Here is a 26,888-nt window from a genome sequence, read left to right on the forward strand (position 1 = left end):
CCCTACGCTTCGGCGACGCGTTTCGCAATATGCGCCAGCGCCTCATCGACCTGGTCGATCAGGATCAGGCACAAATCGCCCTCGGACACACGTGCGAGCGCGCGGTCGATGGCGACGAATTCGCCGTTGATCTCTTCCACATGGCTGGTGCGCGTGGCGCCGTTCAGGCCCTGGCGCAGCAGTGCCACGACTTCGCCGTCGGGACGCCCGCGCTGGCACTGGTCCTGGTACAGCAGCACTTCGTCGAAGGCCTTGCCGAGGATTTCGGTTTGCTGGGTGATGTCCTGGTCGCGGCGGTCTCCCGCCCCGCTGATCACCACATGGCGGCGCTTGGCCGGCATGTTCTCGACCGCCGACACCAGGGCCGCGATGGCGTCCGGGTTGTGGCCGTAGTCGGCGATCAGGGTCGCGCCCTTGTAATCGAAGACGTTGAAGCGGCCCGGCGCGTTGTCGCTTTCGCCGACAAAGGTTTTCAGGCCGAGGCGGATCTTGTCCCAGTCGAGATTCACGGCCCAGGCGGCGGCCACCGCGGCCATCACGTTCTCGACCTGGAAGCCGATGACGCCGCCGCGGGTGATCGGCACTTCCGCCAGCGCAATCCGGGTTTCGTTCTTGCCCTGGGCGCAAACGAGGAAGCCGTCTTCCACGAACACGACACGGCGGCCCTGGGCGCGATGCATCGCCATCAGTGGATGACTGCCGTCCTGGGCGAAGAAGGTGACGTCACCCTTGGTATTCTCGGCCATCGCCGCGACGACCGGGTCGGCCGCGTTCAGCACGGCCATGCCGCCTTCGCGCACGTTCTGGACGATCACGCGTTTCAGCACGGCCAGGTCTTCCAGCGTGGTGATGTAGTTCAGGCCCAGGTGGTCTCCCGCGCCGATGTTGGTGACGACCGCCACTTCGCAGCGATCGAAGGCCAGGCCTTCGCGCAGCAGGCCGCCGCGCGCGGTCTCGAACACGGCCGCGTCGACGTCGGGGTGAAGCAGCACGTTGCGCGCGCTGCGCGGGCCGCTGCAGTCGCCGCTGTCGATGCGGCGGCCTTCGATGTAGACGCCGTCGGTATTGGTCATGCCGGTGCGCAGGCCCGAGGCCGTGAGCAGGTGCGCGATCAGGCGCACCGTCGTCGTCTTACCATTCGTGCCGGTGACGGCGACGACCGGAATGCGGCCGTCGTCGCCATCCTTGAACAGGGTCTGGATGATCGCTTCGCCGACGTCGCGGCCCTTGCCGAAGGAAGGGGACAGGTGCATGCGCAGGCCCGGCGCGGCGTTGACTTCTACGATGCCGCCGCCTTGCTCTTCGATCGGCTTGAGGACCGAATCGCACACCAGGTCGACGCCGCAGATGTCGAGGCCCACCATGTGCGCGGCCGCGATGGCGCGCTCGGCGACTTCCGGATGGACGTCGTCGGTCACGTCGGTGGCCGTGCCGCCGGTCGACAGGTTGGCGTTGTTGCGCAGGACGACGCGCTGGCCCTGGGCCGGCACCGAATCGGCCTCCAGGCCCTGTTTCGCCAGGCTGCCGAGGGCGATGTCGTCGAAGCGGATTTTCGTCAGCGACGTCGAGTGACCGTTGCCGCGGCGCGGGTCGAGGTTCACATGGTCGACCAGCTGGCGCACCGTGTGCACGCCGTCGCCGACCACGATCGGCGGCTCGCGCCGTGCGGCCGCCACCAGCTTGTCGCCGATGACGAGCAGGCGGTAGTCGTGGCCCGGCAGGTAGCGCTCGACGAGGATGTCGTCGCGGAATTCGCTGGCCGAGTTGAAGCCGGCGGTGATCTGTTCCTTGGTCGTGATGTTGACCGTCACGCCCTTGCCCTGGTTGCCGTCCTTCGGCTTGATCACGACGGGCAGGCCGATCTCCTGGGCGGCGGCCCAGGCATCGTCCGGGTCGAGCACGACGCGGCCGAGCGGCACCGGGACGCCGGCGGCGTCGAGCAGGCGCTTGGTCAGTTCCTTGTCCTGGGCGATGGTCTCGGCGATGGCGCCGGTGGCGTCGATCTCGGCGGCCTGGATGCGGCGCTGCTTGCTGCCCCAGCCGAACATGACCAGGCTGCCTTCGGTCAGGCGGCGGAAGGGGATGTTGCGGTTGATGGCGGCCTGCACGATCGAACCGGTGGAAGGGCCGAGGCGCACGTCTTCGTCGAGGTCGCGCAGCTGGGTCAGCGCCGCTTCCAGGTCGAACGGCTGGTCGTCGCGGGCTGCGGCGATGAGTTGCTCGGCCAGGACGAAGGCCAGGCGGCCGACGTCTTCCTCGGAATACTCGACCACGACCTGGTAGATCCCGGTGTCGACGGTGGCCGTGGTGCGGCTGAAGGTGACGGGACAGCCGGCTTCGGCCTGCAGCGCGAGGGCGGCGATTTCCAGCACTTCGGCCATCGGCACCGGGTCCAGGACGTCTTCTTCGTGGCCGAAAGGCTGCAGCTGGCCGAGTTGCGGAAAGCGCGAACGCAGGCGCGACTCGAAGCCAGGCAGATTGGCGATCGATTCTTCCTCCGGGGTGCAGGCGACGATTGCCTCGACCGAGGTGTGGTGGCTCCAGAGGTTAGGGCCGCGCAAGGCCCGTACGCGAGATACTTCCATAAACCTTCATTCCTTTAATGTGGGTCGCGCCGGCCGCTTTTGCTTGTGTTGCAACTGAGCGGCGGGCTCCCTCGTTCCGGCGAACCGGTCCTGCTGATCAATAAGTCAATACGCCGTTTTTTTGGTCGCGTCGAAAGCGCGCAAGCCGCCGCAGATCAGGTCGTGCGGCAGGCCCAGCGCCCAGGCGGCGCCGGTTGCCGCCAGTACGCTGGCCGGATGCTTGACGGTGGCCGGCTGGATCTTGCGGAGGTCGAGCAAGGGGGTCTCGACCCCGCCATCGACCAGCATGATGTGGTTGTTGCGCGCAAAGACGATGCGCTCGCCGCTTGCGCGGTGCTGCACCATCACGGGGTTGTGTTCGTCCATCGCGTAGAAGATCACGCGTCCGTCCGAGAGTTCGGCCAGTTTGACCACTTCGGGATCGGCGGCGTTCAGCACGGCCGCGCCATCCGAGAGGATCACGTCGACCTGGCTGCGCACGACGTTGGCCAGCGCTTCCTCGTCGCCGATGTGGAATTCGGCCACGTCGTCCAGCTTGCCCATGTCGGTGACCACGCCCACCGCGCAGCGGTCGTAGGGCAGGCCGCCTGCCAGGATGCTGCGCGCGTTCGATTCGAACACGGCCGCTTCGACATTGCGGTTGATGAGCAGGCGCTCGCCGGCGGCAAAGCCGGTGCAGTCGCCCTTGTGCACCTGGCGGCCGTCGAGGTACAGGCCTTCGCCGTTGGCCACGCCGGCGTGCTTGCCGCCGGCGTGCAGCAGGCAGCCGAGCAGGCGCGCGATCAGGCTGGTGCCGAGCGTGCCGGTGACGCCGACGACCGGGATGCGGCCGTTCTCGCCGTCCGCGAACAGGTGCAGGGCGATGGCCTTGCCGACGTTGCGCGATTCGCCCGAGGCCGGCTTGATGTGGGCCAGCAGGCCCGGGCTGGAATTGACTTCGATGATGGCGCCGCGCTGTTCGTCGAGCGGGCGCGAGATGTCTTCGCACACCAGGTCGATGCCGGCGATGTCCAGGCCGACGACGCGCGCGGCCAGGGCCGCCATGTGCGCCACTTCCGGATGGATCAGGTCGGTGACATCGTCCGAGACGTTGCCGTTCGGCTGGATCAGCACTTTCTGGCCGGCCTGCGGCCTTGACTCGGGCGTCATGCCCTGGCGCTTCAGGTCGAGCAGGATTTCGCCGTCCTGCGGGTTGACGGTGCCCAGCGGATGTTCTTCGGTCTCGCCGCGGCGCGGGTCGGTATTGATCTGGCTGGCCACCAGTGCGCTGACTGTCGACTCACCGTCGCCGGTCACCCACAGCGCTTCGCCGCGCGCCACTGCTACGACCCGCTTGCCGACGACCAGCAGGCGGTGCTCGTTGCCGGGAATGAAGCGCTCGACCAGCACGGCGCTGCTGTCGCCCGCTTCCGAGGCGATCGCGTAGGCGGTGCGCACTTCGGACTCGCTCATCAGGTTCAGCGTCACGCCGCGGCCATGGTTGCCGTCGACGGGTTTGACGACGACCGGCAGGCCGATGTCCTGGGCTTCTTCCCAGGCCGCGTCCGCGCTGCGCACCAGCGCGCCTTCGGGCACCGGCACGCCGCACGAAGACAGCAGGGTCTTGGTCAGGTCCTTGTCGCTGGCGATCGATTCGCCGATGGCGCTGGTACGGTCGGTTTCGGCGGTCCAGATGCGGCGCTGGGCGGCGCCATGGCCGAGCTGCACCAGGTTGCCTTCGGTCAGGCGGATCGAGGGAATGCGGCGCTCGGTGGCGGCGTCGACGATGTTCGCGGTCGACGGGCCCAGGCAGTAGCGGTCGACCAGCTCGGTGAGGGCGGCAACGGTGCCGGCCAGGTCGAAGGCTTCATCGTTGACAGCGGCCATCAGCAGGCGGTGGCCCGCTTCCAGTGCGGCGCGGCCGACGACGGCGTCGCGCGTGCGGAAGGCCATCTTGTAGACGCCGGTTTCGCTGGTGGAGCGCGTCTTGCCGAAACCGGTCTTCATGCCGGCCATGTTCTGCAACTCGAGCACGATGTGTTCGAGGATGTGGCCGGCCCAGGTGCCGCTTTCCAGGCGCTCGATGAAGCCGCCGCGCTCGCCGACGCCGCAGCGGTGCTCGACCAGCGCAGGCAGCCAGGTCGTCAGGCGCTCGTTAAAGCCAGGCAGTTTGTTCGAAGGAAAGTCTTCCAGCTCACCAATGTCGATCCAGGCCTCGATGACGGGACGGTAGGTCCAGATATTCGGGCCGCGCAGGTGAGTCACTCGGAGAAACTTGATATCTTTCTTCTTTGTCATGTAATGATGTCTTGCCCACGGTGTCCGCTGGTGCACCATGATGGCGTTGCCTATGTTTGCCTGCCTGTGCGCTACCGCACCCAAACGCGGTTATGCAGCGCACATGTTGTATACTTGCCGGCCCGAAGCTTACAGTGCCATGCCAATTTATGCCAAATGGCATACTGGCGGCAACGCTCTCGGCCCGCAGCGGGATTTTTCCTCTGTTCCATGTAAACCGCTGAGCCAGTCACCGCGTTACCCCCACTATCCAGAACAAGCCTGTTACGGGCGGCACCACACTAATGACAACTCAACAACTCGCTGTCCCGACATCGCTGGCGCTGGGCGCCGGCTTCCTGCCTGACGGTTGGGACAATGACGTCCGGAAACAGCTTGCACCAGGGGAAAACGTTCTAACTGGCGTGGAGGTTGACCTCGACACGAAATTACGTTTCACGAAGGGCGTGCTGGTGGTCACGAACCGCCGCCTGCTGTCGCGCGCCCCCGGCGAAACGGCCTGGCGCGACTGGGCCTTCCGCCCCGGCCTGGCCCTGCGCCACCACGATCACGCCGGCGTCGGCCACCTGGAACTGGTCGATGCGAATGGCCTGCTGGCCGGCTGGCGCTTCACGCTCGGCCAGAACCTGCACGCGATCCGCGTCGCCGATGCCTTTGCCGACCAGGTCACCAGCGTCGAAACCGGCAAGCCGGTGCTGGCGCCCGAGCAGCACACCTGCCCAAGCTGCAAGGCGCCTTTGGCCCCCGACCAGGAAGAGTGCCCGATCTGCGCCAAGGTCGTGCACACGCCGCCCTCGACCTGGACGCTGTTCAGGCTGTGGCGCTTCGCCGTGCCGTATCGTGGCCAGCTGCTGCTGGGCTTCCTGCTGATGCTGGGCAGTACCGCGGCGCACATGATTCCGCCCTACCTGACGATGCCCTTGATGGACAATGTCCTGATTCCCTACCAGAACGGGCAGAAGATCGACACCAACCTGGTCTACCTGTACATGGGCGGCTTGCTGGCCTCGGCAGTGCTGGCCTGGGCGCTGGGCTGGGCCAAGACCTATGTGCTGGCGCTGGTGTCCGAACGGATGGGCGCGGACCTGCGCTCGACCACCTACGAACACCTGTTGAAACTGTCGCTCGAATTTTTCGGCGGCAAGCGCACGGGCGATTTGATGAGCCGGATCGGCAGCGGCTCGGACCGGATCTGCGTCTTCCTGTCCCTGCACCTGCTCGACTTCCTGTCCGACGTCCTCATGATCATCATGACCGGCGTGATCCTGTTCACGATGAATCCCTGGCTCGCCTTCATCACCCTGGTGCCGCTGCCCTTCATCGCCTGGATGATCCACGTCGTGCGCGACAAGTTGCGCACCGGTTTCGAGAAGATCGACCGCGTCTGGGGCGAAGTCACCAACGTGCTGGCCGATACGATTCCCGGCATCCGCGTCGTGAAAGCCTTTGCCCAGGAAAAGCGCGAAGCCGTGCGCTTCCGTGAGGCGAACAAACACAACCTGGCCGTCAACGACAAGTTGAACAAGGTCTGGTCGCTGTTCTCGCCGACGGTCTCCTTCCTCACCGAACTCGGTCTGCTGGTGATCTGGTGCTTCGGCATCTGGCAGGTCTCGCGCGGCGACATCACGGTCGGCACCCTGACGTCCTTCATCGCCTACAGCGGCCGTTTCTACGTGCGCCTCGATTCGATGAGCCGCATCGTCTCGGTCACGCAAAAGTCGGCCTCGGCCGCCAAGCGCATCTTCGACATCCTCGACCACGTCTCGAGCGTGCCGGACCCGGTCAACCCGGTCACGGTGCCGAAGGTGTCGGGCAATATCGAACTGCGCGAAGTCGGTTTCCGCTACGGTAACCGCGCCGTCAACCGCGGCATTTCGCTCAACATCAAGGCCGGCGAAATGGTGGGTCTCGTCGGCCACAGCGGCTCGGGCAAGAGCACGCTGGTCAACCTCATCTGCCGTTTCTACGACGTGGCCGAAGGCGCGATCCTGCTCGACGGCGTCGACATCCGCTCGTTTGCGGTGGCCGACTACCGCCGCAACATCGGCCTAGTGCTGCAGGAGCCTTTCCTGTTCTTCGGCACGATCGCCGAGAACATCGCCTACGGCAAGCCGGGCGCGACGCGCGAAGAGATCATCGCCGCCGCCCGCGCCGCCCACGCCCACGAATTCATCCTGCGTCTGCCGCAGGGTTACGATTCGATGGTCGGCGAACGCGGCCAGGGCCTGTCGGGCGGCGAGCGCCAGCGCATCTCGATCGCGCGCGCCCTGCTGATCGACCCGCCGATCCTGATCATGGACGAAGCGACGTCCTCGGTCGACTCGGAAACGGAGAAGGAAATCCAGAAGGCGCTCGACAACCTGGTGCAGGGCCGCACCACGATCGCCATTGCCCACCGCCTGTCCACGCTGCACCGCGCCGACCGCCTGGTGGTGCTGGACCGCGGCGTCGTGGTGGAAGAGGGCAGCCACGACGAACTGATGGCGCGCGAGGGCGCTTACCACCGCCTCTACGAAGCGCAGGCGCGCAACGTGGACCAGGATATGGATGACAAGGACGAGGACTGATATGACAACGCCATTCAACCTGCGCCGCGACAGCTTCGGCAAACTCGTGTTCACCGGCGAAGACGGCGTCGACGTCGTCGGCATCATTCCCGTGCGTGCCTTTCCGATCCAGGCGCCCACGCGCGGCATCTCGCTGGTGCGCGACGGCGGCAAGGAAGTCGCCTGGATCGACGACCTGGCCACTGCACCTCCTGCTATCCGCTCGTTGGTCGCTGAAGAACTCGAGGGCCGCGAATTCATTCCCGAGATCGAACACATCCGCGAGGTGTCGAGCTTCGCCACGCCCTGCACCTGGTATGTCAAAACGGACCGTGGCGAGACGGCCTTCGTGCTGAAGGTCGACGAGGACATCCGGCGCGTCGGCGAGACCTCGCTGCTGATTGCGGACAACCACGGGATCAACTTCCTGGTGCGCGACATGTTCAAGATCGACAAGCACAGCCGCAAGATCCTGGACCGGTTCCTGTAAGCGCCGGCCACCTCGGCCCGCACGGGCATACACGTAGGGTGGGCTCCGCCCACGCGGTGCACAGCAAGCAAGCCGATACGGTTGAATGATCGACTGACCTGGCACTGCACCGCGTGGGCGGAGCCCACCCTACGTACCGCAGCCGTGCACTATCGTCTCCAGATCGAACAGGACGAATCCTGGTTCGCGCTGCGCTTGAAGCCCCGGCCACGCTGGCATATGCTGAACCCAATCCATCGTCATCGGAGGCATTCATGTTACTGGGCGGCTGCTATTGCGGTGCAATCCGCTACGTCGTCGACGGCGATATCTTCCACGGCACGCTGTGCCACTGCCGCGACTGCCGCCGCATGTCCGGCGCCCCGGCGGTGGCCTGGTTCAGCGTGCGGGTGGAGAATATGCGTTTTTCGCAGGGCAATCCCGCCACCTTCCGCTCGAGCGAACACGTGCTGCGCGGCTTTTGCCCCACCTGCGGCACCACGCTTACGTACCAGGACGACCGCCATCCCGGCGAAATCGACATCGCCACCGCCAGCCTCGACGATCCGGAAGCCGCCCCGCCGCAAGACCATACGTTTGCCGCTGAACGGCTGAGCTGGATGCGCATCGACGACGGCTTGCCGGCGTATCCGCGCACGCGCTCGGAAGGCACGGCGCCGCGGGAGGAGGGGCGATGATCGAGCTCGACCATGTGATCGTTTCCGCACGCGACCGGGTCGCCTCGGCGCGCAAACTCGCGGGCCTGCTGGACGTGCCCTGGGACGAGACGGCGCTCGGCATCTTTTCCGCCGTCTATGTGAACGATGGGCTCACGCTCGACTTCATCACCACCGACGAGGCGTTTCCGGTCGAGCACTTCTGCTTTCGGGTCAGCGATGCCGAGTTCGACGCCATCCTTGGCCGGCTGGAGGAGGCCGGTATCGGCTGGCGCGGCGATGTGCGCGGCCGCAACGACGGCAAGGTCGGCACGGCGCACGGCGGTCGGAATATCTATTGGGATGAGCCGGACAATCATCGCTGGGAGATCCTGACGAAGAGCTACGCGCGCCGGCCGGGGTGAGTTCAGCTCCCCGCGCACGATTGACGCTTTTTCATCCCCGCGCACGCCGTTTTTGACCCGCAGTTAAAATGGGTTTCATCGAAAACGCAGGGGGAATCACATGCAACGAACAGCTTTGGTAGTGGGTATCACCGGCATCGGCGGTAACCACGTCGCGCGCGAATTGCTGGCCAAGGGGTGGAATGTCGTCGGCCTGTCGCGCCGCGCACCGAAGGATTTGCCGGGCGTGCGCCACGTGGCTGCCGACCTGATGGAGCCGGCAGCATTGCAAACCGCGCTGGCCGACATCGCACCGACCCACGTCTTCATCACCACCTGGATGCGCCAGGACACCGAGCAGGAAAACATCCGCGTCAATGCCGCGCTGGTGCGCAACCTGCTCGACGTCCTGTCGCCGAAAAAGAGCGTGCGCCATGTCGCCCTGGTCACGGGCCTGAAGCACTACCTCGGACCGTTCGAAGCCTATGCCAGCTCGGGCACGCTGCCCGATACGCCGCTGCGCGAAAGCCAGCCGCGCCTGCCGCTCGACAATTTTTACTATGCGCAGGAAGACGAAGTCTATGCCGCCGCCGAGCGCGACCGTTTTACCTGGAGCGTGCACCGTCCGCACACGATCATCGGCCAGGCCGTCGGCAATGCGATGAACCTGGGCACGACGCTGGCCGTCTACGCCACCATCTGCAAGGAAACCGGGCGTCCCTTCCAGTTCCCCGGATCGGAAGCGCAGTGGAAGGGCCTGTCGGACGTGACCGACGCCCGCATGCTGGCCAAACAGCTGGTCTGGGCCGCCGATACCGACGCGGCGAAAAACGAAGCGTTTAATATCGTCAATGGCGACGTGTTCCGCTGGAGCTGGCTGTGGCCGAAGCTGGCCGGCTGGTTCGGCGTCGAGGCCGCCGGCTACAGCGGCAAGATCCAGCCGCTCGAGGCGGCCATGGCGCAGGACGCGTCCGTCTGGCGCGAGATCGCCACGCGCCACGGCCTGGTCGAACCGGACCTCGATCGCCTGGCATCGGCCTGGCATACCGACCTCGACCTCGGGCGTCCGCTCGAAGTCATGACGGACATGGCCAACAGCCGCCGCCTGGGCTTCGCCGCTTACCAGGCCACCGACGGCTCGTTCTTCGACCTGTTCGAACGCCTGCGCGCCGAGCGCCTGATTCCCTGACCCTCCGTCACGGGTGAGCGCCATGGAAGCCCGATCCAAGCTGCACCATGTCGTGCTCGTCACGATCGGTTCGGCAGGCGACCTGTTTCCATTCATGCGCATCGGGCTGGCGCTGCAAAGTGCCGGCCACCGCATCAGCTTTCTCGGCCCGGTCCAGCACGAACCCTTCGTGCGCGCCGCCGGACTGCCCTTCCACGGTTTGCCGGCCGACCCGGGCGTGCTCGATCACCCGGACCTGTGGCACCCGACCCGCGGCTTTGGTGTCGTCTGGGAAGCGACGCGCCCGGCGATGGCTGCGGTGCCCGCCTTCCTGGCCGCGCTGCCGCGCGATGAGAATTGCACCATGCTGGTGCATCCCCTGGCCTTGCCGGAAGCGGACCTGTGCCGCGCGGCGCGTCCCGGCCTGCGCATCGCCGCCGCGTTTCTGGCGCCATCGAATTTGCCGACCGTGCACGATCCCCTGATGCTGGGACCCTGGCGCGTACCGCGCTGGGTGCCGCACCCGGTGCGGCGGCGCCTGTGGCGTGCGGCGGCCCGGCGCTTCATCGATCCGATCGCGCTCCCAGGCGTGAACGCGGCGCGCGTCGACGCCGGCCTCGTGCCGATGCCCTCGCTGGTCGACGCCATCGTGGCGGTCGCCGACCTCTCGATTGCCCTGTTCCCGCACTGGTTCGCGCCCACGCAGCCGGACTGGCCGCGCCCGCTTGCGCGCTGTGGATTTCCCTTGTTCGATCCGGACCCGGACGCTGCCTTGTCAAGCGAACTCGTCCATTTCCTGGGGCAGGGCGGTCGCCCGCTGGTGTTCACGCCCGGCACCGGCAACCGCCAGGCGCGCGCGTATTTTGAACACGCCATCGCGGCGGCGCGCCTGCTGGGCGAGCGCGCGGTCTTGCTGACGCCCCACCGCGACCAGCTGCCGCCCGCGCTGCCGCGCCACGTGCTGTGGCAGGAATACGTGCCGCTACGCGCCTTGTTGCCGCGGGTGGCGGTGCTGGTCCACCACGGCGGCATCGGCACCACGGCCGAAGCGCTGCATGCCGGCACGCCCCAGCTGGTGGTGCCGCTCGCGCACGACCAGTTCGACAACGGGGCGCGGGTCGAGGCGCTGGGTGTCGGGCTGTCGCTGCCGGCCACGCGGCTGAACACGCGGCGGCTGGTGGCGGGGCTGGAAGCGCTGTTTGACGACGATGGCTTGCGCGGGCGGTGCCGGGCGGTGGCGGCCAATTTTGCCGGCGATGCCGGGGTGGAGGAGGTGGTTGGGGCGCTGGAGGCACTGGGGCGCTCGACATATCGATGATCGTAGGGTGGGCTCCGCCCACGCGGTACGGCAGATGCATGCCTGTAACGCTTGCCTGGAGTGTGGCCGCGGCTGTTCTGTGGCTGGTTGAACGCGTGGGCGGCGTTCAGGCCGCGAAGTCGCATCCGGTCGGGTGGAGCCGCCCACCCTACGTCCCTTCGCTTTACGCTACCGGTTGGATGACGGCGCGGTTGCTGGCCACAGGGAGGCGTGCGTACCGCGTGCGCGCGGGGCGCCCACCCTACGAACCTGTTACGCCAGCGATGTCGCTTGGGGTAGCAATGAATCAGCCCGGGCCGCGCGATCAGGGCTTGCGCAGCCAGTGACCACGGCGCCGCACGGACGCCAGCAAGGTCATGCCTGCAAGGCTCCACGCCACCAGCGTCACCACCGATCCTTCGATGCCGTAGCCGCCGCCGCTCAGCCACTCCGGTCCGCTGGCCGCCACCTGCAGCCAGCCGCGCGAGGTGTGGCCGGACACCGGTACCGAAAGGACGGCGTCGAACAGGTAGTTCCAGGCAAAGTGCAGGCCGGCCGCCAGCCACAGGCGCCGCGTGAGGAGCCAGGCGCCTGCCAGGGCCAGGCCGGCGGCGGCCGTCGCCACCAGCGCCAGCGCGCTGACCTGCTCGTTCGGCAGGTGGGCGAGGACGAACAGGAGCGTGGAGCCGATCAGCGCGGTCCAGGTGCCCCAGGACTTTTCCAGCAGCCGGAACACGACCGCGCGAAACAGGATCTCCTCGAACAAGGCCACCATGACCTGCTCGGGCACGGGCTTGAGCATGACGCCTGGCGCCGCGCTGCCCGTGATCGCGCTGCTCGTGATCGAGTATGCGCCCGCAGCCAGCAACACCAGGGTGCAGGCCAGCACCAGCAGGCTTCCCAGCCCCAGCCCGCTGCCCAGTTCGCGCCCTGCGCCCGCCAGCGACAATTCGGTCACCGCGCGTCCTTCGATCTTGCCCACATACCAGCAGTAACCGGCGACCACACCGCCTGCTGCGAGCAGCAGCGGCCAGTCGGCGGGCCAGGGCTTGGGCACGACATTCGAGAGCCAGAGTGCCAGCGCAAACGGCAACAGCACCGCCAGCAGGGCCAGCACGGCGCGCACGGAAGGACGCGCAAGCAGCCGGTCGCGCCGGCGCGGGGAGGGAGCGGTAATCGATGCGGTGTTCATGATGTTTCCTTGTCGTCGGGGGAAAGCTGGGCCCGCGCGGCGCGGATGCGTGCGCCGAAGGGACGTTGTTCGAGTGCCGCGATTGCCTCGGCCAGGATCGCGGACAGCGGGTAAGCCAGGTCCGCATCCAGGCTGGCCGCTGCCGCACTGGTCGCGCTCCAGCAGCGCTGCAGGCGCGGCAGCAGCGCCTGGCCGCGCCCGGACAGCGCGACCTGCTTCTGGCGCGCGTCCTGCGGCGACGCCGTCACGCGCACGAGGTCGTGTTTCAGCATCAGCGCCACCGTCTGGGTCGCGGCCGGCTGCGTGATGCCGGCGGCCTCGGCGACCCGGCCGACCGTGCAGGGGGCGCCGCCGGCCAGTGCCCGCATCACGGGCGTGTAGCGCGGACGGTAATCGATGCCTTCTTCTTCGTAGGCGGCTGCGACGGCGCCGTCGAGCAATTCGATCAGGTGGCGCAGCTGGGTTCCGAGTCCTCTTTTCATGTTCAAATACTAGCGCAAATTACATAAGTGCTTATATATTTATTTTCAGAACGACGAAGTGTGCTCGGGATTGGTGTGTCAACGCACCGTCACCGTCCCCTGAGCACGTTTTAATAGGGGCATCGACAGGAACGGAAGGAAGCGATGCGACGCAGACCGGAAGCAAACGAGACCGCAGGCAAAGGTGGAAACGCGGCGGGTGGACAAGGCCGCCCCGGCTATGTGCGCGTACGCGGCGCGCGCGAGCACAACCTGAAAAACGTCAGCCTCGACATCCCGCGCGATGCGCTCGTCGTCTTCACCGGCGTGTCCGGCTCCGGTAAATCCTCGCTCGCCTTCGGCACCCTGTACGCGGAAGCGCAGCGGCGCTACCTGGAATCGGTCTCGCCCTACGCGCGCCGCCTGTTCCACCAGATGCCGGTGCCGGAAGTCGACGAGATCGACGGCCTGCCGCCGGCGGTCGCGCTGCAGCAGCAACGCGGCTCGCCCACCACGCGCTCCTCGGTCGGCAGCGTCAGCACCTTGTCGAACTCGCTGCGCATGCTGTATTCGCGCGCCGGCGACTATCCGCCCGGCCAGGAACTGCTGTACGCCGAATCGTTTTCGCCGAATACGCCGGAAGGCGCCTGCCCGCAGTGTTCGGGCCTGGGCCGCGTGTATGAGGTGACCGAACAGTCGCTGGTGCCGGACGACTCGCTCACCATCCGCGAACGCGCGGTGGCCGCCTGGCCGCCGGCCTGGCACGGGCAGAACCTGCGCGACATCCTGGTTACGATGGGCTATGACGTCGACACGCCCTGGCGCGACTTGCCGAAGAAGGACCGCGACTGGATCTTGTATACCGACGAAACGCCGACCGTGCCCGTCTACGCCGGCCTCACCCCCGCGGAAACCAAAGCCGCCCTGAAGCGCAAGGACACGCCGAGCTACCAGGGCACGTTTACGGGCGCGCGCCGCTATGTGCTGCAGACCTTCGCGACCACCGAAAGCGCCTCGATGAAAAAGCGCGTGGCGCGCTACATGGTGAGTACCGAGTGTCCGCTCTGCCGCGGCAAGCGCCTGCGCCAGGAAGCCTTGTCCGTCACCTTTGGCGGCGTCGATATCGCCGACATCTCGCGCATGCCGCTGGCGCGCCTGCACGCCATGCTCGAACCTTATGCCAGCGGCAAGGCGGCGGACGACCAGGCCCGCGCGAAACTGCATCCCGAGCAGCTGATCGTCACCCAGCGCATCGCCGAAGACCTGGTCGCGCGCCTGGACGTGCTGCTGGCCCTCGGCCTCGGTTATCTCGCGCTCGAGCGGAGCACGCCGACGCTGTCTCCCGGCGAACTCCAGCGCCTGCGCCTCGCCACGCAAGTGCGCTCGAACCTGTTCGGCGTCGTCTACGTGCTGGACGAACCCTCGGCCGGCCTGCATCCGGCCGATACCGAAGCCCTGCTCACCGCGCTCGACCAATTGAAAGCCTCGGGCAATTCGCTGTTCGTGGTCGAGCATGCGCTGGACGTGATCCGCTGCGCCGACTGGATCGTCGACGTCGGCCCGGCCGCGGGAGAGCAGGGCGGCGAGGTGCTCTACAGCGGCGAGCCCGAAGGACTGAAGAAAATCGACGCCTCGCAAACGCGGCGCTACCTGTTCGACGAGGCACCGATAGAGCAGCGCGAACGGCGCGAGCCTAGCGGCTGGCTGCGCCTCGAAGGCGTCACCCGCAACAACCTGAACAAGCTGAAAGTCGCATTCCCGCTCGGCGTGCTGACCGCCGTCTGCGGCGTGTCGGGTTCCGGCAAATCGAGCCTGGTCAGCCAGGTGCTGGTCGACCTGGTCGCGCGCGAGCTGGGGCAGGGCGCGCCGGCGGCGGAAGTCGAGGAAGCCGACGACCTGGAACAGGAAGCGGCCATGCCGCTCGAAGGGCGTATCGTCGGCGGCATGGAATCGGTCAAGCGCATGGTACGGGTCGACCAGAAGCCGATCGGACGCACGCCGCGCTCGAACCTCGCCACCTATACCGGCCTGTTCGACCAGGTGCGCAAACTCTTCGCCGCAACCAAACTCGCGAAAGCGCGCCGCTACGACGCCGGCCGCTTTTCCTTCAACGTCGCCAAGGGCCGCTGCGAAAACTGCGCCGGCGAAGGCTCGGTGATGGTCGAGCTGCTCTTCCTGCCGAGCGTGTACGCGCCGTGCCCGGTCTGCGCCGGCGCGCGCTACAACGCACAGACACTCGAAGTGACCTATCAAGATAAAAACATCGCCGAGGTGCTGGGCATGACGGTCGATGCGGCCGCGGCGTTTTTCGCGGGCGAGGCACTGGTCGAGCGCTCGCTGCAAGTCTTGCGCGAAGTGGGTCTCGGCTACCTGCGCCTAGGCCAGCCGGCCACCGAACTGTCGGGCGGCGAGGCGCAGCGCATCAAGCTGGCGACCGAACTCCAGCGCACCGGCCGCGGCAACACGTTATATATCCTGGACGAGCCGACCACCGGCCTGCATCCGTCCGACGTCGACCGCCTGATCGTCCAGCTCGAGCGGCTGGTCGAGGCCGGCAACACGGTGGTCGTGGTCGAGCACACGATGCGCGTCGTCGCCGCCTGCGACTGGGTGATCGACATCGGTCCCGGCGCCGGCGACGAGGGCGGCACCGTCGTCGCAGCCGGCCCGCCGGAAACGGTGGCGCGCGCCGCGAAGAGCCGTACCGCGCCGTATTTACGACCCTGCCTCGCACCCTAAACACCGGCAGGAGGCCCTACGGATGGCATGCGCCGGAAGGGTGGGCAGCGCACGCTTGAACCGCCGAAATCTTGACGTTTGCGTTACACTTAAGAACTTTTTTCTTAAGATATTCGCAAGACATGACCGGCACCTCACTCGATAACACCCAGTTCCGCCGCATTCTTACGCGTAACGTCGCCCTCCCGCTCGGCCTCTCGGTGCTGAGCGCGGCCGTCTTCGTGGCGATCGTCGCCTACCTGGTCAGCGTGCTGAACTGGGTGGAACACTCGCAGGAAGTCATCGGCAAGGGCAACGAGGTCAGCCGGCTGGTCGCCGATATGGAAGCCGGCATGCGCGGCTACGTGATCTCCGGCGACGAGAGCTTCCTCGCGCCCTATACGGTGGCCAAGCCGAAGATCGACGTCGAGCTGGACGGCTTGCTGCGGCTGGTGAACGATAGCCAGGCCCAGGCCGACCGCCTGCACCGCGTGCGCGGCGCCTATGCCGAGTGGCTCAAGTTTACGAACGAGGTCATCGAGCGCCGCCGCGACAACGAGAACGTGGTGCAGTCGATCATGAGCGGGCGCGGCAAGAGCCTGACCGACGATATGCGCGCCCAGTTCGCGGCCTTCATCAACAGCGAAAACGTGTTGCTGGTCGAACGCGGCGCGGACGCGCGCTCCGTGATCGCCTGGTCCGTCGGCTCCTTCCTGTTATTCACCCTCGTCGTCGGCGGTTTGCTGGCCGCCTTCGGCCGGCGCGAACTGGTGCGCCTGTCGACCAGCTACGGCGAGATCCTCAAGTACGAAAACGAACACAATGCCGAATTGCGCCACCTGAGCTGGCTGCGCAGCGGCCAGACCGAGCTGGCGGCGAAAAGCATCGGCCTCAATTCGCTGGAGGCCCTGGCCGAGGCCGTGCTCGACCACGTGGTGCGCTATCTCGGCGGCTCCGTGGCGGCGATGTATTTCCGTAACGAAGAGGGCGTGCTGCGCCGCATCGGGGCTTACGGCTTTTCGAACGAGGAAGAACGCGCGAAGATCATCGAACCGGGCGCCTCGCTGGCGAGCCAGGCCGCCAACGAAAACCGCCTGGTGCGCGTCAAAGAGCTGCCGGAGGATTACGTCAAGGTGGTATCAAGCTTGGGAGAGACGGCGCCGCGCGAAATCGTGATCGCGCCGTTCAACAACTTCGGCAAGGTCAAGGGCGTGATGGAGATCGGCTTCCTGCACCCCGTCCGCGAGCGCGACATCGAATTCCTGAAGCTGGTCGGCGACGCCGTCGGCGCTTCGGTCGGCGCGGTGGTCTACCGCCAGCGCCTGCAGGACGCGCTGTCGGAAAGCCAGGCCCTGAACGAAGAACTGCAAGTCCAGCAGGAAGAACTGCGCACGGCGAACGAGGAACTCGAAGAGCAGTCGCGCGCGCTGGAAGAATCGCAGACCAGCCTGGAAAACCAGCAGGCCGAACTCGAGCAGACCAACGACCAGCTGGCGGAGCAGGCCCTGAACCTGGACATGAAGAACGCGGCCCTGACGGAAGCCCAGGAACAGCTGCGCGCCCGCGCGCTGGACCTGGAACGGGCCAGCCGCTACAAGTCCGAATTCCTGGCGAACATGTCGCACGAGCTGAGAACGCCATTGAACAGTTCGCTGATTTTAGCGAAGCTGCTGGCAGACAATGTGCCGGGCAACTTGAACGACGAGCAGGTGCGCTTCGCCCAGACGATTTATTCGGCCGGCAACGACCTGCTGCACCTGATCAACGACATCCTCGACATCTCGAAAGTCGAGGCCGGTAAACTGGAACTGCTGCCGGAAGACCTGCCGATCCGCCGCACCGTCGAGGGCCTGGGGCGCACCTTCGAGCCGCTTGCCAAGCAGAAACAACTGCGCTTCTCCGTCACGGTCGAGCCGAACGTGCCGCCGAGCCTGCATACCGACCGCCAGCGCCTCGAACAGGTCTTGAAAAACCTGCTGTCGAATGCCGTGAAATTTACCGAGCAGGGCGAGGTCAGCCTGACGGTGAGCGCCACCGACGAGGGCTGGGTCCAGTTCACGGTCGTCGACTCGGGCATCGGCATCGCCGCCGACCAGCACGAACGCATCTTCGAGGCCTTCCACCAGGCCGACGGCACGGCGAACCGCCGCTTCGGCGGCACCGGCCTCGGCCTGTCGATCTCGCGCGATTTGACGAGCCTGCTGGGCGGCACCCTGGTCGTCGCCAGCACCCCGGGCCAGGGCAGTACGTTTACGCTGAGCATGCCACGCAACGGCATGGTGTCGGCCGCGCCACCGGCCCCGCGCGCCGCGGCCCCGGCCCAGCGGCCGGCACGTCCGGCCCCGGCGCCGGTGCCCGTGGAACAGGTCGAGGACATCCCGGCCCGCTCCTCCTTCCCGGACGACCGCGCATTGACCGTGCCAGGCGCGCGCACCGTGCTCGTGATCGAGGATGAACCCGACTTCGCGCGCATCCTGTTCGACCTGGCGCACGACCTCGAATACCGGTGTCTCGTGGCGCTCACCGCCGGCGAAGGCCTGGAACTGGCCGCCAGCGAAAGCCCGGACGCGATCCTGCTCGACATCCGCCTGCCGGACAGTTCCGGCCTGTCGGTGCTGCAGCAACTGAAGGACAACCCGGCCACGCGCCATATCCCGGTGCACGTCGTGTCCTCGATGGACAATGCCGGCGAAGCCCTGCACCTGGGCGCGATCGGCTATGCATTGAAGCCGACCAGCCGCGAGCAGCTGGAAGACGTGTTCCGCAAACTCCAGGAGAAGAGCTCGCAGCAGATCAAGCGCGTGCTGCTGGTCGAGGACGACGAACGCCAGCGCGACAGCGTGGTGCAGCTGATCGCCGACGCGGACGTGCAGATCGATGCCGTCGGTTCAGGCGAGGAAGCCCTGGCCCTCTTGCGCTCGGAGATTTTCGATTGCATGATTATTGACCTCAAGCTGCCGGACATGCAGGGCAAGGAATTGCTCGAGCACATGTCGCATGAGGAGCTGGTGTCCTTCCCGCCGGTCATCGTCTACACCGGCCGCAACCTGACGCGCGACGAGGAAGCCGAACTGATGAAGTATTCGCGCTCCATCATCATCAAGGGCGCGCGTTCCCCGGAGCGCCTGCTCGACGAGGTGACGCTGTTCCTGCATAAAGTGGAATCGCAACTCTCGACCGAGCGCCAGCACATGCTGAAAACCGTGCGCGGCCGCGACCGCGTGTTCGAAGGGCGCACCATCCTGCTGGTGGACGACGACGTGCGCAATGTCTTCGCGCTGACGGCGGCGCTCGAGCAGCGCGGCGCGAACGTGGAAGTGGGACGCAACGGCTTCGAAGCGATTGCGAAGCTCGACGACATACCAGGCGTCGACCTGGTGCTGATGGACGTGATGATGCCGGGCATGGACGGTCTGGAAGCGACGCGCCGCATCCGCGCCGATGGCCGCTTCAACCGCCTGCCGATCATCGCCGTCACCGCGAAAGCGATGAAGGACGACCAGGAGCAATGCCTGGCCGCCGGCGCCAACGATTACCTGGCCAAGCCGATCGACCTGGCACGCCTGTACTCGCTGCTGCGGGTCTGGATGCCGACGATGGAGCGTGTGTGAAGCATCACGTCAATTCGCCGATGAAGCATCCCCTGGACGACATCGACATCGAACTGCGGATGCTGGTCGAGGCGGTCTACCTCAAGTACAACTACGACTTCCGCGACTACACTGGCGCCTCGCAAAAACGCCGGGTGATCGTCGCCATGCGCGAGATGGACTGTGCGACCGTGTCCGAGCTGCAGGCGAAAGTCATGCACCAGCCGGAAGCGTTTGCCCGGCTGCTGCAATTTCTCACCATCCCGGTCACCGAAATGTTCCGCGACCCCGAGTACCATGCGGCCATCCGCAGCCAGGTGGTGCCGCACCTGTCGACCTATCCGTCGCTGAAACTCTGGGTGGCCGGCTGCAGCACCGGCGAGGAAGTCTATTCGCTGGCGATCCTGCTGCACGAAGAAGGCCTGCTCGAACGCAGCCTGATCTACGCGACCGACATCACTCCGGAATCGCTGGAAGCGGCCCGGCGCGGCGTTTTTTCTTTGGATAGGATGCGCCTGTACACCGAGAACTATCAAAAAGCCGGCGGCAAGCGCGCGTTTTCCGATTACTACACGGCGGCCTATGGCGGGGCGCTGTTCGACCGTTTCCTGATGGAGAACGTGACCTTTGCCGACCATAGCCTGGCGACCGACAGCGTGTTTTCGGAAACGCATTTCGTCAGTTGCCGCAACGTCATGATCTACTTTAACCGGCGCCTGCAGAACCGCGTGCTGGGCCTGTTCCACGAGTCGCTCTGCCATCGCGGCTTCCTGGCGCTGGGCAGCAAGGAAAGCATCGACTTTTCGACTTACGCCAACCGTTTCGAGCCGATCGCCCGGCGCGAACGCATCTTCCGCAAGGCGGCGGAATGAGTGCTGCTGCTGAATCCGTGACGCAGTCGGTCGCTCATTCGGTCGATGCGGCGCTGGCCGGCCGCAAGATCGAGGCCGTCGTCATCGGTGCCTCGGCCGGCGGCGTGGATGCGCTGGTCGACCTGCTGCCCGCCTTGCCGGCCGGCTTCGGGCCGGCGACGGTTTGCATCCTGCACGTGCCCGCCGACCGCGAAAGCCGCCTGCCCGAATTGTTCGCGGCGCGCCTGGCGCTGCCGGTGCGCGAAGCCGTCGACAAGGCGCCGGTGGAACCCGGCACCGTGTACTTCGCCGGCGCCGGCTATCATCTGTCGATCGAACAGGATCGCGTTTTTTCCCTCAGCTGCGAGCCGCCGGTGCACTATGCGCGTCCGGCCATCGACCTGCTGATGGAGTCGGCCGCCGACGCCTATGGCGCTTCGCTGGCCGGCATTTTACTTACCGGCGCCAATGTCGACGGCGCCGAAGGCATGCAAAGGATCAGGCAGCGCGGCGGCCTGACCATCGTCCAGGACCCGGCAGGCGCGCAGGCCAGCGCCATGCCGGAAGGCGCCATCCGGCTGTGCGCCCCGCACCTGGTTTTGCCGCTGGCCGCCATCCGCGCGTTGCTGCCACAGCTGGAGACAACAATATGAGCGTCCAAGAACCTAGCAAATTACTCATCGTCGACGACTTGCCCGACAACCTGCGCGCCCTCGACGCCCTGATCCGCGACGAGCAACGCCTCGTCTTCCATGCGCATTCCGGTGAGGAGGCGCTGGCGCTGCTGCTCGAACACGAGTTCGCGCTGGCCATCCTCGACGTGCAGATGCCGGGCATGGACGGTTTCGAACTCGCCGAACTCATGCGCGGTACCGAGCGCACGCGCAACATCCCGATCGTCTTCGTCTCGGCCGCCGGACGCGAGCTGAACTATGCCTTCAAGGGCTACGAGACCGGCGCCGTCGATTTTCTCTACAAGCCGCTCGATCCGGACGCGGTGCGCGGAAAAGTGAACGTCTTCGTCGCACTCGACCAGCAGCGGCGCGAGACGCGGCGCCAGATGGAAGCGCTGGAAAAGAGCCGGCGCGAGCAGGAAATCCTGCTCCAGGAGTTGAATGCCACGCAGGCCGAACTGCAGCGGTCCCTTCGCATGCGCGACGATTTCATGTCGCTGGTCGCGCACGAACTGCGCACGCCGCTGAACACGCTCTTTTTAGAGACGCAGATGCGCACGCTGCACCTCAAGCGCGGCAATTTGCAGGCCTTTGCCGGTGAGCAGATGGGCGCGATGATCAAGCGCGACGAGCGCCAGATCAAGGCCATGATCCGCCTGATCGACGACATGCTGGACGTCACGCGCATGAGGAACGGCACCCTGTCGGTGCGCCCGGCCCAGGTCGAACTGATGGGCATGCTGGAACGCGTGGTGAGCGACCTGTCGCTGCAGGCCGCCGCCAGCGGCTGCTCGATCACGCTCGCGCCCCATTCGCCGGTCACCGGCTGCTGGGACGAGTTCCGCATCGAGCAGGTCGTGGTCAACCTGCTCACGAATGCGCTTCGCTACGGCGGGGGCTGCGATGTCGAGGTGCGCGTCGTGGTCGAAGGCAAGTGCGCCCGTATCGACGTCATCGACAAGGGCAAGGGAATCGCGCCGGAAGATGTCGAACGCATCTTCCAGCCTTTCGAGCGTGGGGCGCGCAATGGCGAGCCGAAAGGCCTGGGACTCGGCCTGTATATCTCGCGCCAGCTGGCGGTGGCCCATGGCGGCGAGCTCAGCGTCACCAGCACGCCGGGGCAAGGCTCGACCTTCAGCCTGGCGTTGCCGTGCGACGTCATCATGGCGCCCGCCGCCGTCTCTGCTTAATCTTTCAACAGAACCCGCAAACGGCAAAGGCTGGGGTCAGGTCTGACATTCGGTGGTTGTCAAGCTAGTTGTCGCGTGAGCAGCCGTTAAGCTGCTCTTCTAAAAGCCGGCATATTGGTCGCCGGCGCTGTGGTTTCGCTGATCGCGTGGTCGGGGTTGAGATGCACTTCCCTGATCGGCGACCAGTTGCGTATGGCCCCGGTCCAACGCAGCGGATTGGCCTCACGTGCAGCGTTGTAGACGGCTGTGCGGGCTGCCAGCAACACGTGGTGGAGGCCCGCGTGACGTTGGGTCGGCGTCACGAAGTTGATGGTGCTGTGACGGTGCTCGTTGTTATACCAGCGCACGAATCTGGCCACCCAGTTGCGTGCGTGTGCGAGGTCCGTAAATGCTTTACCGGGATAGTCGGGACGGTACTTCAAGGTCTTGAATAACGACTCCGAATACGGGTTGTCATTGCTGACGGCCGGCCGGCTGAACGAAGGCATCACGCCCAGTGCCTGCAAGGTCGCCAGCATAGTCGCGCCCTTCATCGGGCTGCCATTGTCGGAATGTAGAATCACCTGGTTGGGCTGGATTTTTTCACGTGCACAGATGTCGCGCATGACCTCGGCCGCAAGGTTGCTATGCTCGTCCCGATAAACCTGCCAGCCAACGACCTTTCGGCTGTAGATATCGATGAACATGTACAGGTAAAAATAGATTCCCTTTACCCCGCTCGGCAAATAGGTAATGTCCCAACTGTAGAGCTGGTTAGGCGCCGTAGCACAGATGGCGCGCGGTTTGCTGCGCTCTTGAACCGGCCGCGCCGCCTGCCGATGCTTGACCAGGCCAGCGCTTCGCAACACCCGATAGAACGTCGATTCGGAGGCCAGGTAAGTGCCCTGGTCGGCCAGGCGCGGCACGATCTGGCTAGGCGGCATCTGGCCAAACTCGGCCGAGTTGGCGATAGCGAGAATCTCTTCACGCTCTCGCGCCGTCAACGCATGAACTGGTTGTTGGACGCGCGTCGTACGCCCATCGGGCGCAGCACCGACTAGCTTCCAGCGCTGCAATGTGCGCAAGCTCAAGCCGATGATTTCACATGCTTTGGTATGGCGCGCTCCCGAGGAAACGGCTTGGGCGACCATCGCGACGATATCGGCCCGCGCTGCGGGCAAGGTCATTTGACCTCGTCCTCCCACAGCGCATTGAACTTTTTTTGCAGTAAAAGCAGCGCTGCGGCCTCCACCAGTGCTTTCTCTTTCCGATCCAACTCCCGCTTCAATTTGTCATTCTCTTGCTGCAAGCTGCGCACCTCGCGTGCATCGGTGGCCACGGCCGGCTTTGCATCCAGGCAGAAGGCCGTACGCCATGCTTCGAGATGGTGCACGAACAGCCCACGCTCACGACACCATGCCTGCAGCGCTTCCTCATCCAATGCGTGCGTTTCGTGCAGGGCCACCAGCTGCTCGCTTCGGCTCCAGTCCTGCGGCCGCTTTTCCCTGTCGGAAGAGGCTTTCAACATATACAAATTCTTTCTGCGTATCCAGTTCTTGACCGTGTAGACGTTGACGTGCAAATCGTCTGCAACGTCTTGTATGGTGCGTTTTCCGCGAGAATACACCTTCACCAAGGCTTGTTCGATGAAGGCGTCAGAATACATTTTACTCATGTTGTCTCCTAAAAATATAAGGTGACAACTAGCCTGACAGAGGGGGCATTCGGACACGATCTCTACTGTGTTCCACTGTCTACCGTCGAGGTCGTGTCTAAATGTCAGACCTGACCCCAGCTCTTCAAAAGGACGCGCGGTTGCAAAGACCGCGCGTTTCCCGCACACTGACAGGTCTCTTGCGAGATTAACCAGCCCTGCCAGCCATGGCCGGACTTGTTTCCTCCTAGCGATAGTAGAAATTAATCGAATTCATCCGATCAATTAATTTTACAGGCGACCGCAAGCGCTTTACACTTGCATTCATCAACTTTGATTCACAACACAACAGGAGCTTCCATGTCCCTTATCAATACCGAGATCAAGCCATTCAAGGCAACCGCTTTCCACGCAGGCAAATTCATCGACCTGACGGAAGAGCAGTTCAAAGGCACCTGGTCCGTCCTGATGTTCTACCCGGCCGACTTCACCTTCGTCTGCCCAACCGAACTGGAAGACCTGGCCGAATTCCAGCCTGAATTCGAAAAGATGGGCGTCAAGGTCTACGGCGTGTCGACCGACAGCCACTTCGCCCACAAGGCATGGCACGACACCTCGGACGCGATCAAGAAGGTCAACTACCCGCTGATCGGCGACCCAACCGGCGTCCTGGCCCGCAACTTCCAGGTCATGATCGAAGAAGAAGGCATGGCACTGCGCGGTACCTTCGTCATCAATCCTGAAGGCCAGATCAAGGTCATGGAAGTGCATGACAACGGCATCGGCCGCGACGCATCGGAACTGATGCGCAAAGTGAAGGCTGCCCAGTACGTCGCTTCGCACCCAGGCGAAGTCTGCCCGGCCAAGTGGACCGAAGGCGCTGAAACCCTGACCCCGTCCCTCGACCTGGTCGGCAAGATCTAAGCAGTAAGTAGTTAGCAGTACCGGGATGCCGGCCAGCAGTATGCCGGCATCCACTCTTCACCGAATTCAAGGAAAAATCATGCTCGAAGCAACCCTCAAGAAGCAATTACAGGCCTATTTGGAAAAAGTGGTGCAGCCGATTGAGATCGTTGCATCGCTCGACGCCTCGCCGAAGGCGCGCGAAATGGAAGAGCTGCTCCGGGAAATCACCTCGTTGAGCACCCAGATTTCGTACCGCGTCAGCGACGACGCCACCGTGCGCGCTCCGTCCTTTGCCATCAACCGCGTCGGCACCGACATCGGCGTGCGCTTCGCCGGCATTCCGCTCGGCCACGAATTCACTTCGCTGGTGCTGGCCCTGCTGCAGGTGGGCGGGCACCCGATCAAGTTCGACGACGCCGTCATCGAACAAATTAAACATCTCGATGGCGATTACGTCTTCGAAGCCTTCATTTCGCTGTCTTGCCACAACTGCCCGGAAGTCGTGCAGGCGCTGAACTCGATGTCGGTGATTAACCCGCGCATCAAGGTCACGATCATCGACGGCGGCATGTTCAAGGATGAAGTCGAGTCGCGCCAGATCATGGCCGTGCCGATGATGTTCCTGAACGGCGAGCATTTCGGCCAGGGCCGCATGAGCGTCGAGGAAATCCTGTCGAAACTCGACACCGGCGCCGGCAAGCGCATGGCTGCCGAGCTGTCGAAAAAAGAAGCCTTCGACGTGCTGATCGTCGGCGGCGGTCCTGCCGGCGCGGCCGCGGCAATCTACGCCGCCCGCAAAGGCATCCGTACCGGCGTCGTCGCCGACCGCTTCGGCGGCCAGGTACTCGATACCCTCGCCATCGAGAACTTCGTCTCCGTGAAGGAAACCGAAGGCCCGAAATTTGCCGTCTCGCTGGAAGAGCACGTCAAGCACTACGAGGTCGACATCATGAATTTGCAGCGCGCTTCGAAGCTCGAGCGCGTCGGCGACCTGTTCGAAGTGCAGACCGAGGATGGCGCCGTACTGAAATCGAAGTCGATCATCCTCTCGACCGGGGCTCGCTGGCGCGAAATCAACGTGCCGGGCGAAAAGCAGTACAAGAACCACGGCGTGGCCTATTGTCCGCACTGCGACGGTCCGCTGTTCAAGGGCAAGCGCGTGTCGGTGATCGGCGGCGGTAACTCGGGCGTCGAAGCGGCGATCGACCTCGCCGGCATCGTCGAGCACGTGACCCTGATCGAGTACGGCAACGAGCTGCGTGCCGACGCCGTACTGCAGCGCAAGCTCTACAGCCTGAAGAACGTGAACGTGATCCTTGGGGCGCAGACGACCGAAATCCTGGGCGACGGCAAGAAAGTCACGGGCCTGAGCTACAAGGACCGCGCCAGCGGTGACCTCAACACTGTCGAACTGGCCGGCGTGTTCGTGCAGATCGGCCTGGTGCCGAATGCCGAATGGCTGAAAGGTACGCTGGAGCTGTCGCCGTACGGCGAAATCGAAGTCGACGTGCGCGGCGAAACCTCGATCCCGGGCGTGTTCGCGGCCGGCGACGTCACCACGGTGCCGTTCAAGCAGATCGTCATCGCGGTGGGCGAGGGTGCCAAGGCGTCTCTGGCGGCGTTTGATTACCTGATGCGCCTGTCGACGGAAGAAACCGACGCGGTTGAGATGCCTGCCAAGGCTGCTTGATTCATCGCGCAGTAAGTAAAAACGCCATCCCGATGCGAGTCGGAATGGCGTTTTTTTATGGCTCATCGGCGTGCATTCCCGCATCCAAAAAAATAAAAGCGCCATCCGGTCGGATGGCGCTGCCATTTTGATAATTGCCGGTGCGTACGCTGCACCGGTCTGGAACCTGTTACCAATCGTTGTTGCCCGGCGTTATCGTGCGCCAGACAGGGCAATGTTTTGCGACAATGATTTCAGCCAGACATCACTGGCCGACGCTGCCGCATAGCACGCGGGATTCAGTGAAACATCAGTACCGCTGCGCTCTGCAGGGTATTCGTTTCATATACCAGCCAGGTGGCGAGACCGGCGAGGGCAAGTTGGAGTGCGGTCAGGGTAGTTGGGATCGAGCGCATCATGATTGTTTCTCCGATTCTCTAGGGGGCGTGTTTTCGTTTGGTATGGTGCCATTCTGGGGCAAGCCCGCATTGCGCGGCATCGGCGGGCAATCCGCCGTTCTGTAGGAAAAGGCCTTGCGCCACTGTCTCAGCCGCAGGAAGGGCCTCAGAGAGTCGCTCCTACGTGGCACCTAGCCGGCGTCC

Annotated in this window: 17 protein-coding genes and 1 pseudogene; 13 read left to right on the forward strand and 5 right to left on the reverse strand. The window is 64.9% G+C overall.

Annotated elements, in window-relative coordinates; translation table 11 throughout:
- Positions 1-2: 2 nt before the first annotated feature.
- Both cphA and AC1MEM_RS10345 read right to left on the reverse strand, forming a co-directional pair.
- Positions 3-2,585, reverse strand: a complete 2,583-nt coding sequence (cphA, locus tag AC1MEM_RS10340) for a cyanophycin synthetase (protein ID WP_499477060.1) — start codon at positions 2,583-2,585, stop codon at positions 3-5.
- A gap of 105 nt (positions 2,586-2,690) precedes the next feature.
- Positions 2,691-4,862: a cyanophycin synthetase gene (locus AC1MEM_RS10345; protein WP_499477061.1), complete on the reverse strand. Its 2,172-nt coding sequence runs from the start codon at positions 4,860-4,862 to the stop codon at positions 2,691-2,693.
- Between the two features lie 284 nt (positions 4,863-5,146).
- Here AC1MEM_RS10345 and AC1MEM_RS10350 point away from each other — a divergent pair, with 284 nt between their 5' ends.
- From AC1MEM_RS10350 to AC1MEM_RS10375, 6 genes are all read left to right on the forward strand, one after another.
- Complete coding sequence (locus AC1MEM_RS10350) at positions 5,147-7,429, forward strand: cyanophycin metabolism-associated ABC transporter (RefSeq protein WP_499477063.1); 2,283 nt, start codon at positions 5,147-5,149, stop codon at positions 7,427-7,429.
- A gap of 1 nt (position 7,430) precedes the next feature.
- Positions 7,431-7,898, forward strand: a complete 468-nt coding sequence (locus AC1MEM_RS10355; RefSeq protein WP_499477065.1) for a cyanophycin metabolism-associated DUF1854 family protein — start codon at positions 7,431-7,433, stop codon at positions 7,896-7,898.
- 254 nt (positions 7,899-8,152) lie between these two features.
- Entirely contained in the window at positions 8,153-8,575 is a 423-nt protein-coding gene (locus tag AC1MEM_RS10360) for a GFA family protein (protein ID WP_499477066.1), read from the forward strand.
- Positions 8,572-8,958 (forward strand): VOC family protein, encoded by a 387-nt coding sequence (locus AC1MEM_RS10365; protein WP_499477067.1) that lies wholly within the window; start codon positions 8,572-8,574, stop codon positions 8,956-8,958. Before AC1MEM_RS10360 ends, AC1MEM_RS10365 begins: the two co-directional genes overlap by 4 nt.
- A 100-nt stretch (positions 8,959-9,058) precedes the next feature.
- Positions 9,059-10,126: an SDR family oxidoreductase gene (locus AC1MEM_RS10370; protein ID WP_499477068.1), complete on the forward strand. Its 1,068-nt coding sequence runs from the start codon at positions 9,059-9,061 to the stop codon at positions 10,124-10,126.
- Positions 10,127-10,148: 22 nt separating this feature from the next.
- Positions 10,149-11,423, forward strand: coding sequence for a glycosyltransferase (locus AC1MEM_RS10375; protein WP_499477070.1), 1,275 nt, complete (start codon positions 10,149-10,151; stop codon positions 11,421-11,423).
- Between the two features lie 304 nt (positions 11,424-11,727).
- Here AC1MEM_RS10375 and AC1MEM_RS10380 read toward each other — a convergent pair whose 3' ends face one another.
- Positions 11,728-12,594, reverse strand: a complete 867-nt coding sequence (locus AC1MEM_RS10380; protein WP_499477071.1) for a CPBP family intramembrane glutamic endopeptidase — start codon at positions 12,592-12,594, stop codon at positions 11,728-11,730.
- On the reverse strand, positions 12,591-13,076 hold the full coding sequence (locus tag AC1MEM_RS10385) for a MarR family winged helix-turn-helix transcriptional regulator (protein ID WP_499477072.1): 486 nt from the start codon (positions 13,074-13,076) through the stop codon (positions 12,591-12,593). The genes AC1MEM_RS10380 and AC1MEM_RS10385 overlap by 4 nt, the downstream gene beginning before the upstream one ends.
- Before the next feature lie 144 nt (positions 13,077-13,220).
- Between AC1MEM_RS10385 and uvrA the strand changes: the two genes are divergently transcribed.
- The 5 genes from uvrA (at position 13,221) to AC1MEM_RS10410 (ending at position 22,078) form a co-directional block, all read left to right on the forward strand.
- Entirely contained in the window at positions 13,221-15,794 is a 2,574-nt protein-coding gene (gene uvrA, locus AC1MEM_RS10390; RefSeq protein ID WP_499477073.1) for an excinuclease ABC subunit UvrA, read from the forward strand.
- A 122-nt stretch (positions 15,795-15,916) separates the two neighbouring features.
- Complete coding sequence (locus AC1MEM_RS10395) at positions 15,917-19,384, forward strand: response regulator (protein ID WP_499477074.1); 3,468 nt, start codon at positions 15,917-15,919, stop codon at positions 19,382-19,384.
- A 20-nt stretch (positions 19,385-19,404) separates the two neighbouring features.
- On the forward strand, positions 19,405-20,235 hold the full coding sequence (locus AC1MEM_RS10400; protein WP_499477623.1) for a CheR family methyltransferase: 831 nt from the start codon (positions 19,405-19,407) through the stop codon (positions 20,233-20,235).
- Entirely contained in the window at positions 20,232-20,867 is a 636-nt protein-coding gene (locus AC1MEM_RS10405) for a chemotaxis protein CheB (RefSeq protein WP_499477076.1), read from the forward strand. The genes AC1MEM_RS10400 and AC1MEM_RS10405 overlap by 4 nt, the downstream gene beginning before the upstream one ends.
- Positions 20,864-22,078 (forward strand): hybrid sensor histidine kinase/response regulator, encoded by a 1,215-nt coding sequence (locus AC1MEM_RS10410; RefSeq protein WP_499477077.1) that lies wholly within the window; start codon positions 20,864-20,866, stop codon positions 22,076-22,078. The genes AC1MEM_RS10405 and AC1MEM_RS10410 overlap by 4 nt, the downstream gene beginning before the upstream one ends.
- Before the next feature lie 86 nt (positions 22,079-22,164).
- Here AC1MEM_RS10410 and AC1MEM_RS10415 read toward each other — a convergent pair.
- A pseudogene (locus AC1MEM_RS10415) lies at positions 22,165-23,732 on the reverse strand (IS3 family transposase).
- 339 nt (positions 23,733-24,071) lie between these two features.
- On the opposite strand from AC1MEM_RS10415, the gene ahpC reads away from it, so the two are divergent.
- Positions 24,072-24,635 (forward strand): alkyl hydroperoxide reductase subunit C, encoded by a 564-nt coding sequence (ahpC, locus tag AC1MEM_RS10420; protein ID WP_499477079.1) that lies wholly within the window; start codon positions 24,072-24,074, stop codon positions 24,633-24,635.
- 79 nt (positions 24,636-24,714) lie between these two features.
- On the forward strand, positions 24,715-26,307 hold the full coding sequence (gene ahpF, locus AC1MEM_RS10425) for an alkyl hydroperoxide reductase subunit F (RefSeq protein WP_499477080.1): 1,593 nt from the start codon (positions 24,715-24,717) through the stop codon (positions 26,305-26,307).
- Positions 26,308-26,888: the final 581 nt, after the last annotated feature.

The organism is Telluria sp. AIW5 (genome assembly GCF_056680575.1).

What these genes read in the sequence shown, in the direction of transcription:
- cphA (WP_499477060.1), bottom strand. Translation starts at nt 2,585, where the DNA reads ATGGAAGTATCTCGCGTACGGGCCTTGCGCGGCCCTAACCTCTGGAGC.
- AC1MEM_RS10345 (WP_499477061.1), bottom strand. Translation starts at nt 4,862, where the DNA reads ATGACAAAGAAGAAAGATATCAAGTTTCTCCGAGTGACTCACCTGCGC.
- AC1MEM_RS10350 (WP_499477063.1), top strand. Translation starts at nt 5,147, where the DNA reads ATGACAACTCAACAACTCGCTGTCCCGACATCGCTGGCGCTGGGCGCC.
- AC1MEM_RS10355 (WP_499477065.1), top strand. Translation starts at nt 7,431, where the DNA reads ATGACAACGCCATTCAACCTGCGCCGCGACAGCTTCGGCAAACTCGTG.
- AC1MEM_RS10360 (WP_499477066.1), top strand. Translation starts at nt 8,153, where the DNA reads ATGTTACTGGGCGGCTGCTATTGCGGTGCAATCCGCTACGTCGTCGAC.
- AC1MEM_RS10365 (WP_499477067.1), top strand. Translation starts at nt 8,572, where the DNA reads ATGATCGAGCTCGACCATGTGATCGTTTCCGCACGCGACCGGGTCGCC.
- AC1MEM_RS10370 (WP_499477068.1), top strand. Translation starts at nt 9,059, where the DNA reads ATGCAACGAACAGCTTTGGTAGTGGGTATCACCGGCATCGGCGGTAAC.
- AC1MEM_RS10375 (WP_499477070.1), top strand. Translation starts at nt 10,149, where the DNA reads ATGGAAGCCCGATCCAAGCTGCACCATGTCGTGCTCGTCACGATCGGT.
- AC1MEM_RS10380 (WP_499477071.1), bottom strand. Translation starts at nt 12,594, where the DNA reads ATGAACACCGCATCGATTACCGCTCCCTCCCCGCGCCGGCGCGACCGG.
- AC1MEM_RS10385 (WP_499477072.1), bottom strand. Translation starts at nt 13,076, where the DNA reads ATGAAAAGAGGACTCGGAACCCAGCTGCGCCACCTGATCGAATTGCTC.
- uvrA (WP_499477073.1), top strand. Translation starts at nt 13,221, where the DNA reads ATGCGACGCAGACCGGAAGCAAACGAGACCGCAGGCAAAGGTGGAAAC.
- AC1MEM_RS10395 (WP_499477074.1), top strand. Translation starts at nt 15,917, where the DNA reads ATGACCGGCACCTCACTCGATAACACCCAGTTCCGCCGCATTCTTACG.
- AC1MEM_RS10400 (WP_499477623.1), top strand. Translation starts at nt 19,405, where the DNA reads ATGAAGCATCCCCTGGACGACATCGACATCGAACTGCGGATGCTGGTC.
- AC1MEM_RS10405 (WP_499477076.1), top strand. Translation starts at nt 20,232, where the DNA reads ATGAGTGCTGCTGCTGAATCCGTGACGCAGTCGGTCGCTCATTCGGTC.
- AC1MEM_RS10410 (WP_499477077.1), top strand. Translation starts at nt 20,864, where the DNA reads ATGAGCGTCCAAGAACCTAGCAAATTACTCATCGTCGACGACTTGCCC.
- ahpC (WP_499477079.1), top strand. Translation starts at nt 24,072, where the DNA reads ATGTCCCTTATCAATACCGAGATCAAGCCATTCAAGGCAACCGCTTTC.
- ahpF (WP_499477080.1), top strand. Translation starts at nt 24,715, where the DNA reads ATGCTCGAAGCAACCCTCAAGAAGCAATTACAGGCCTATTTGGAAAAA.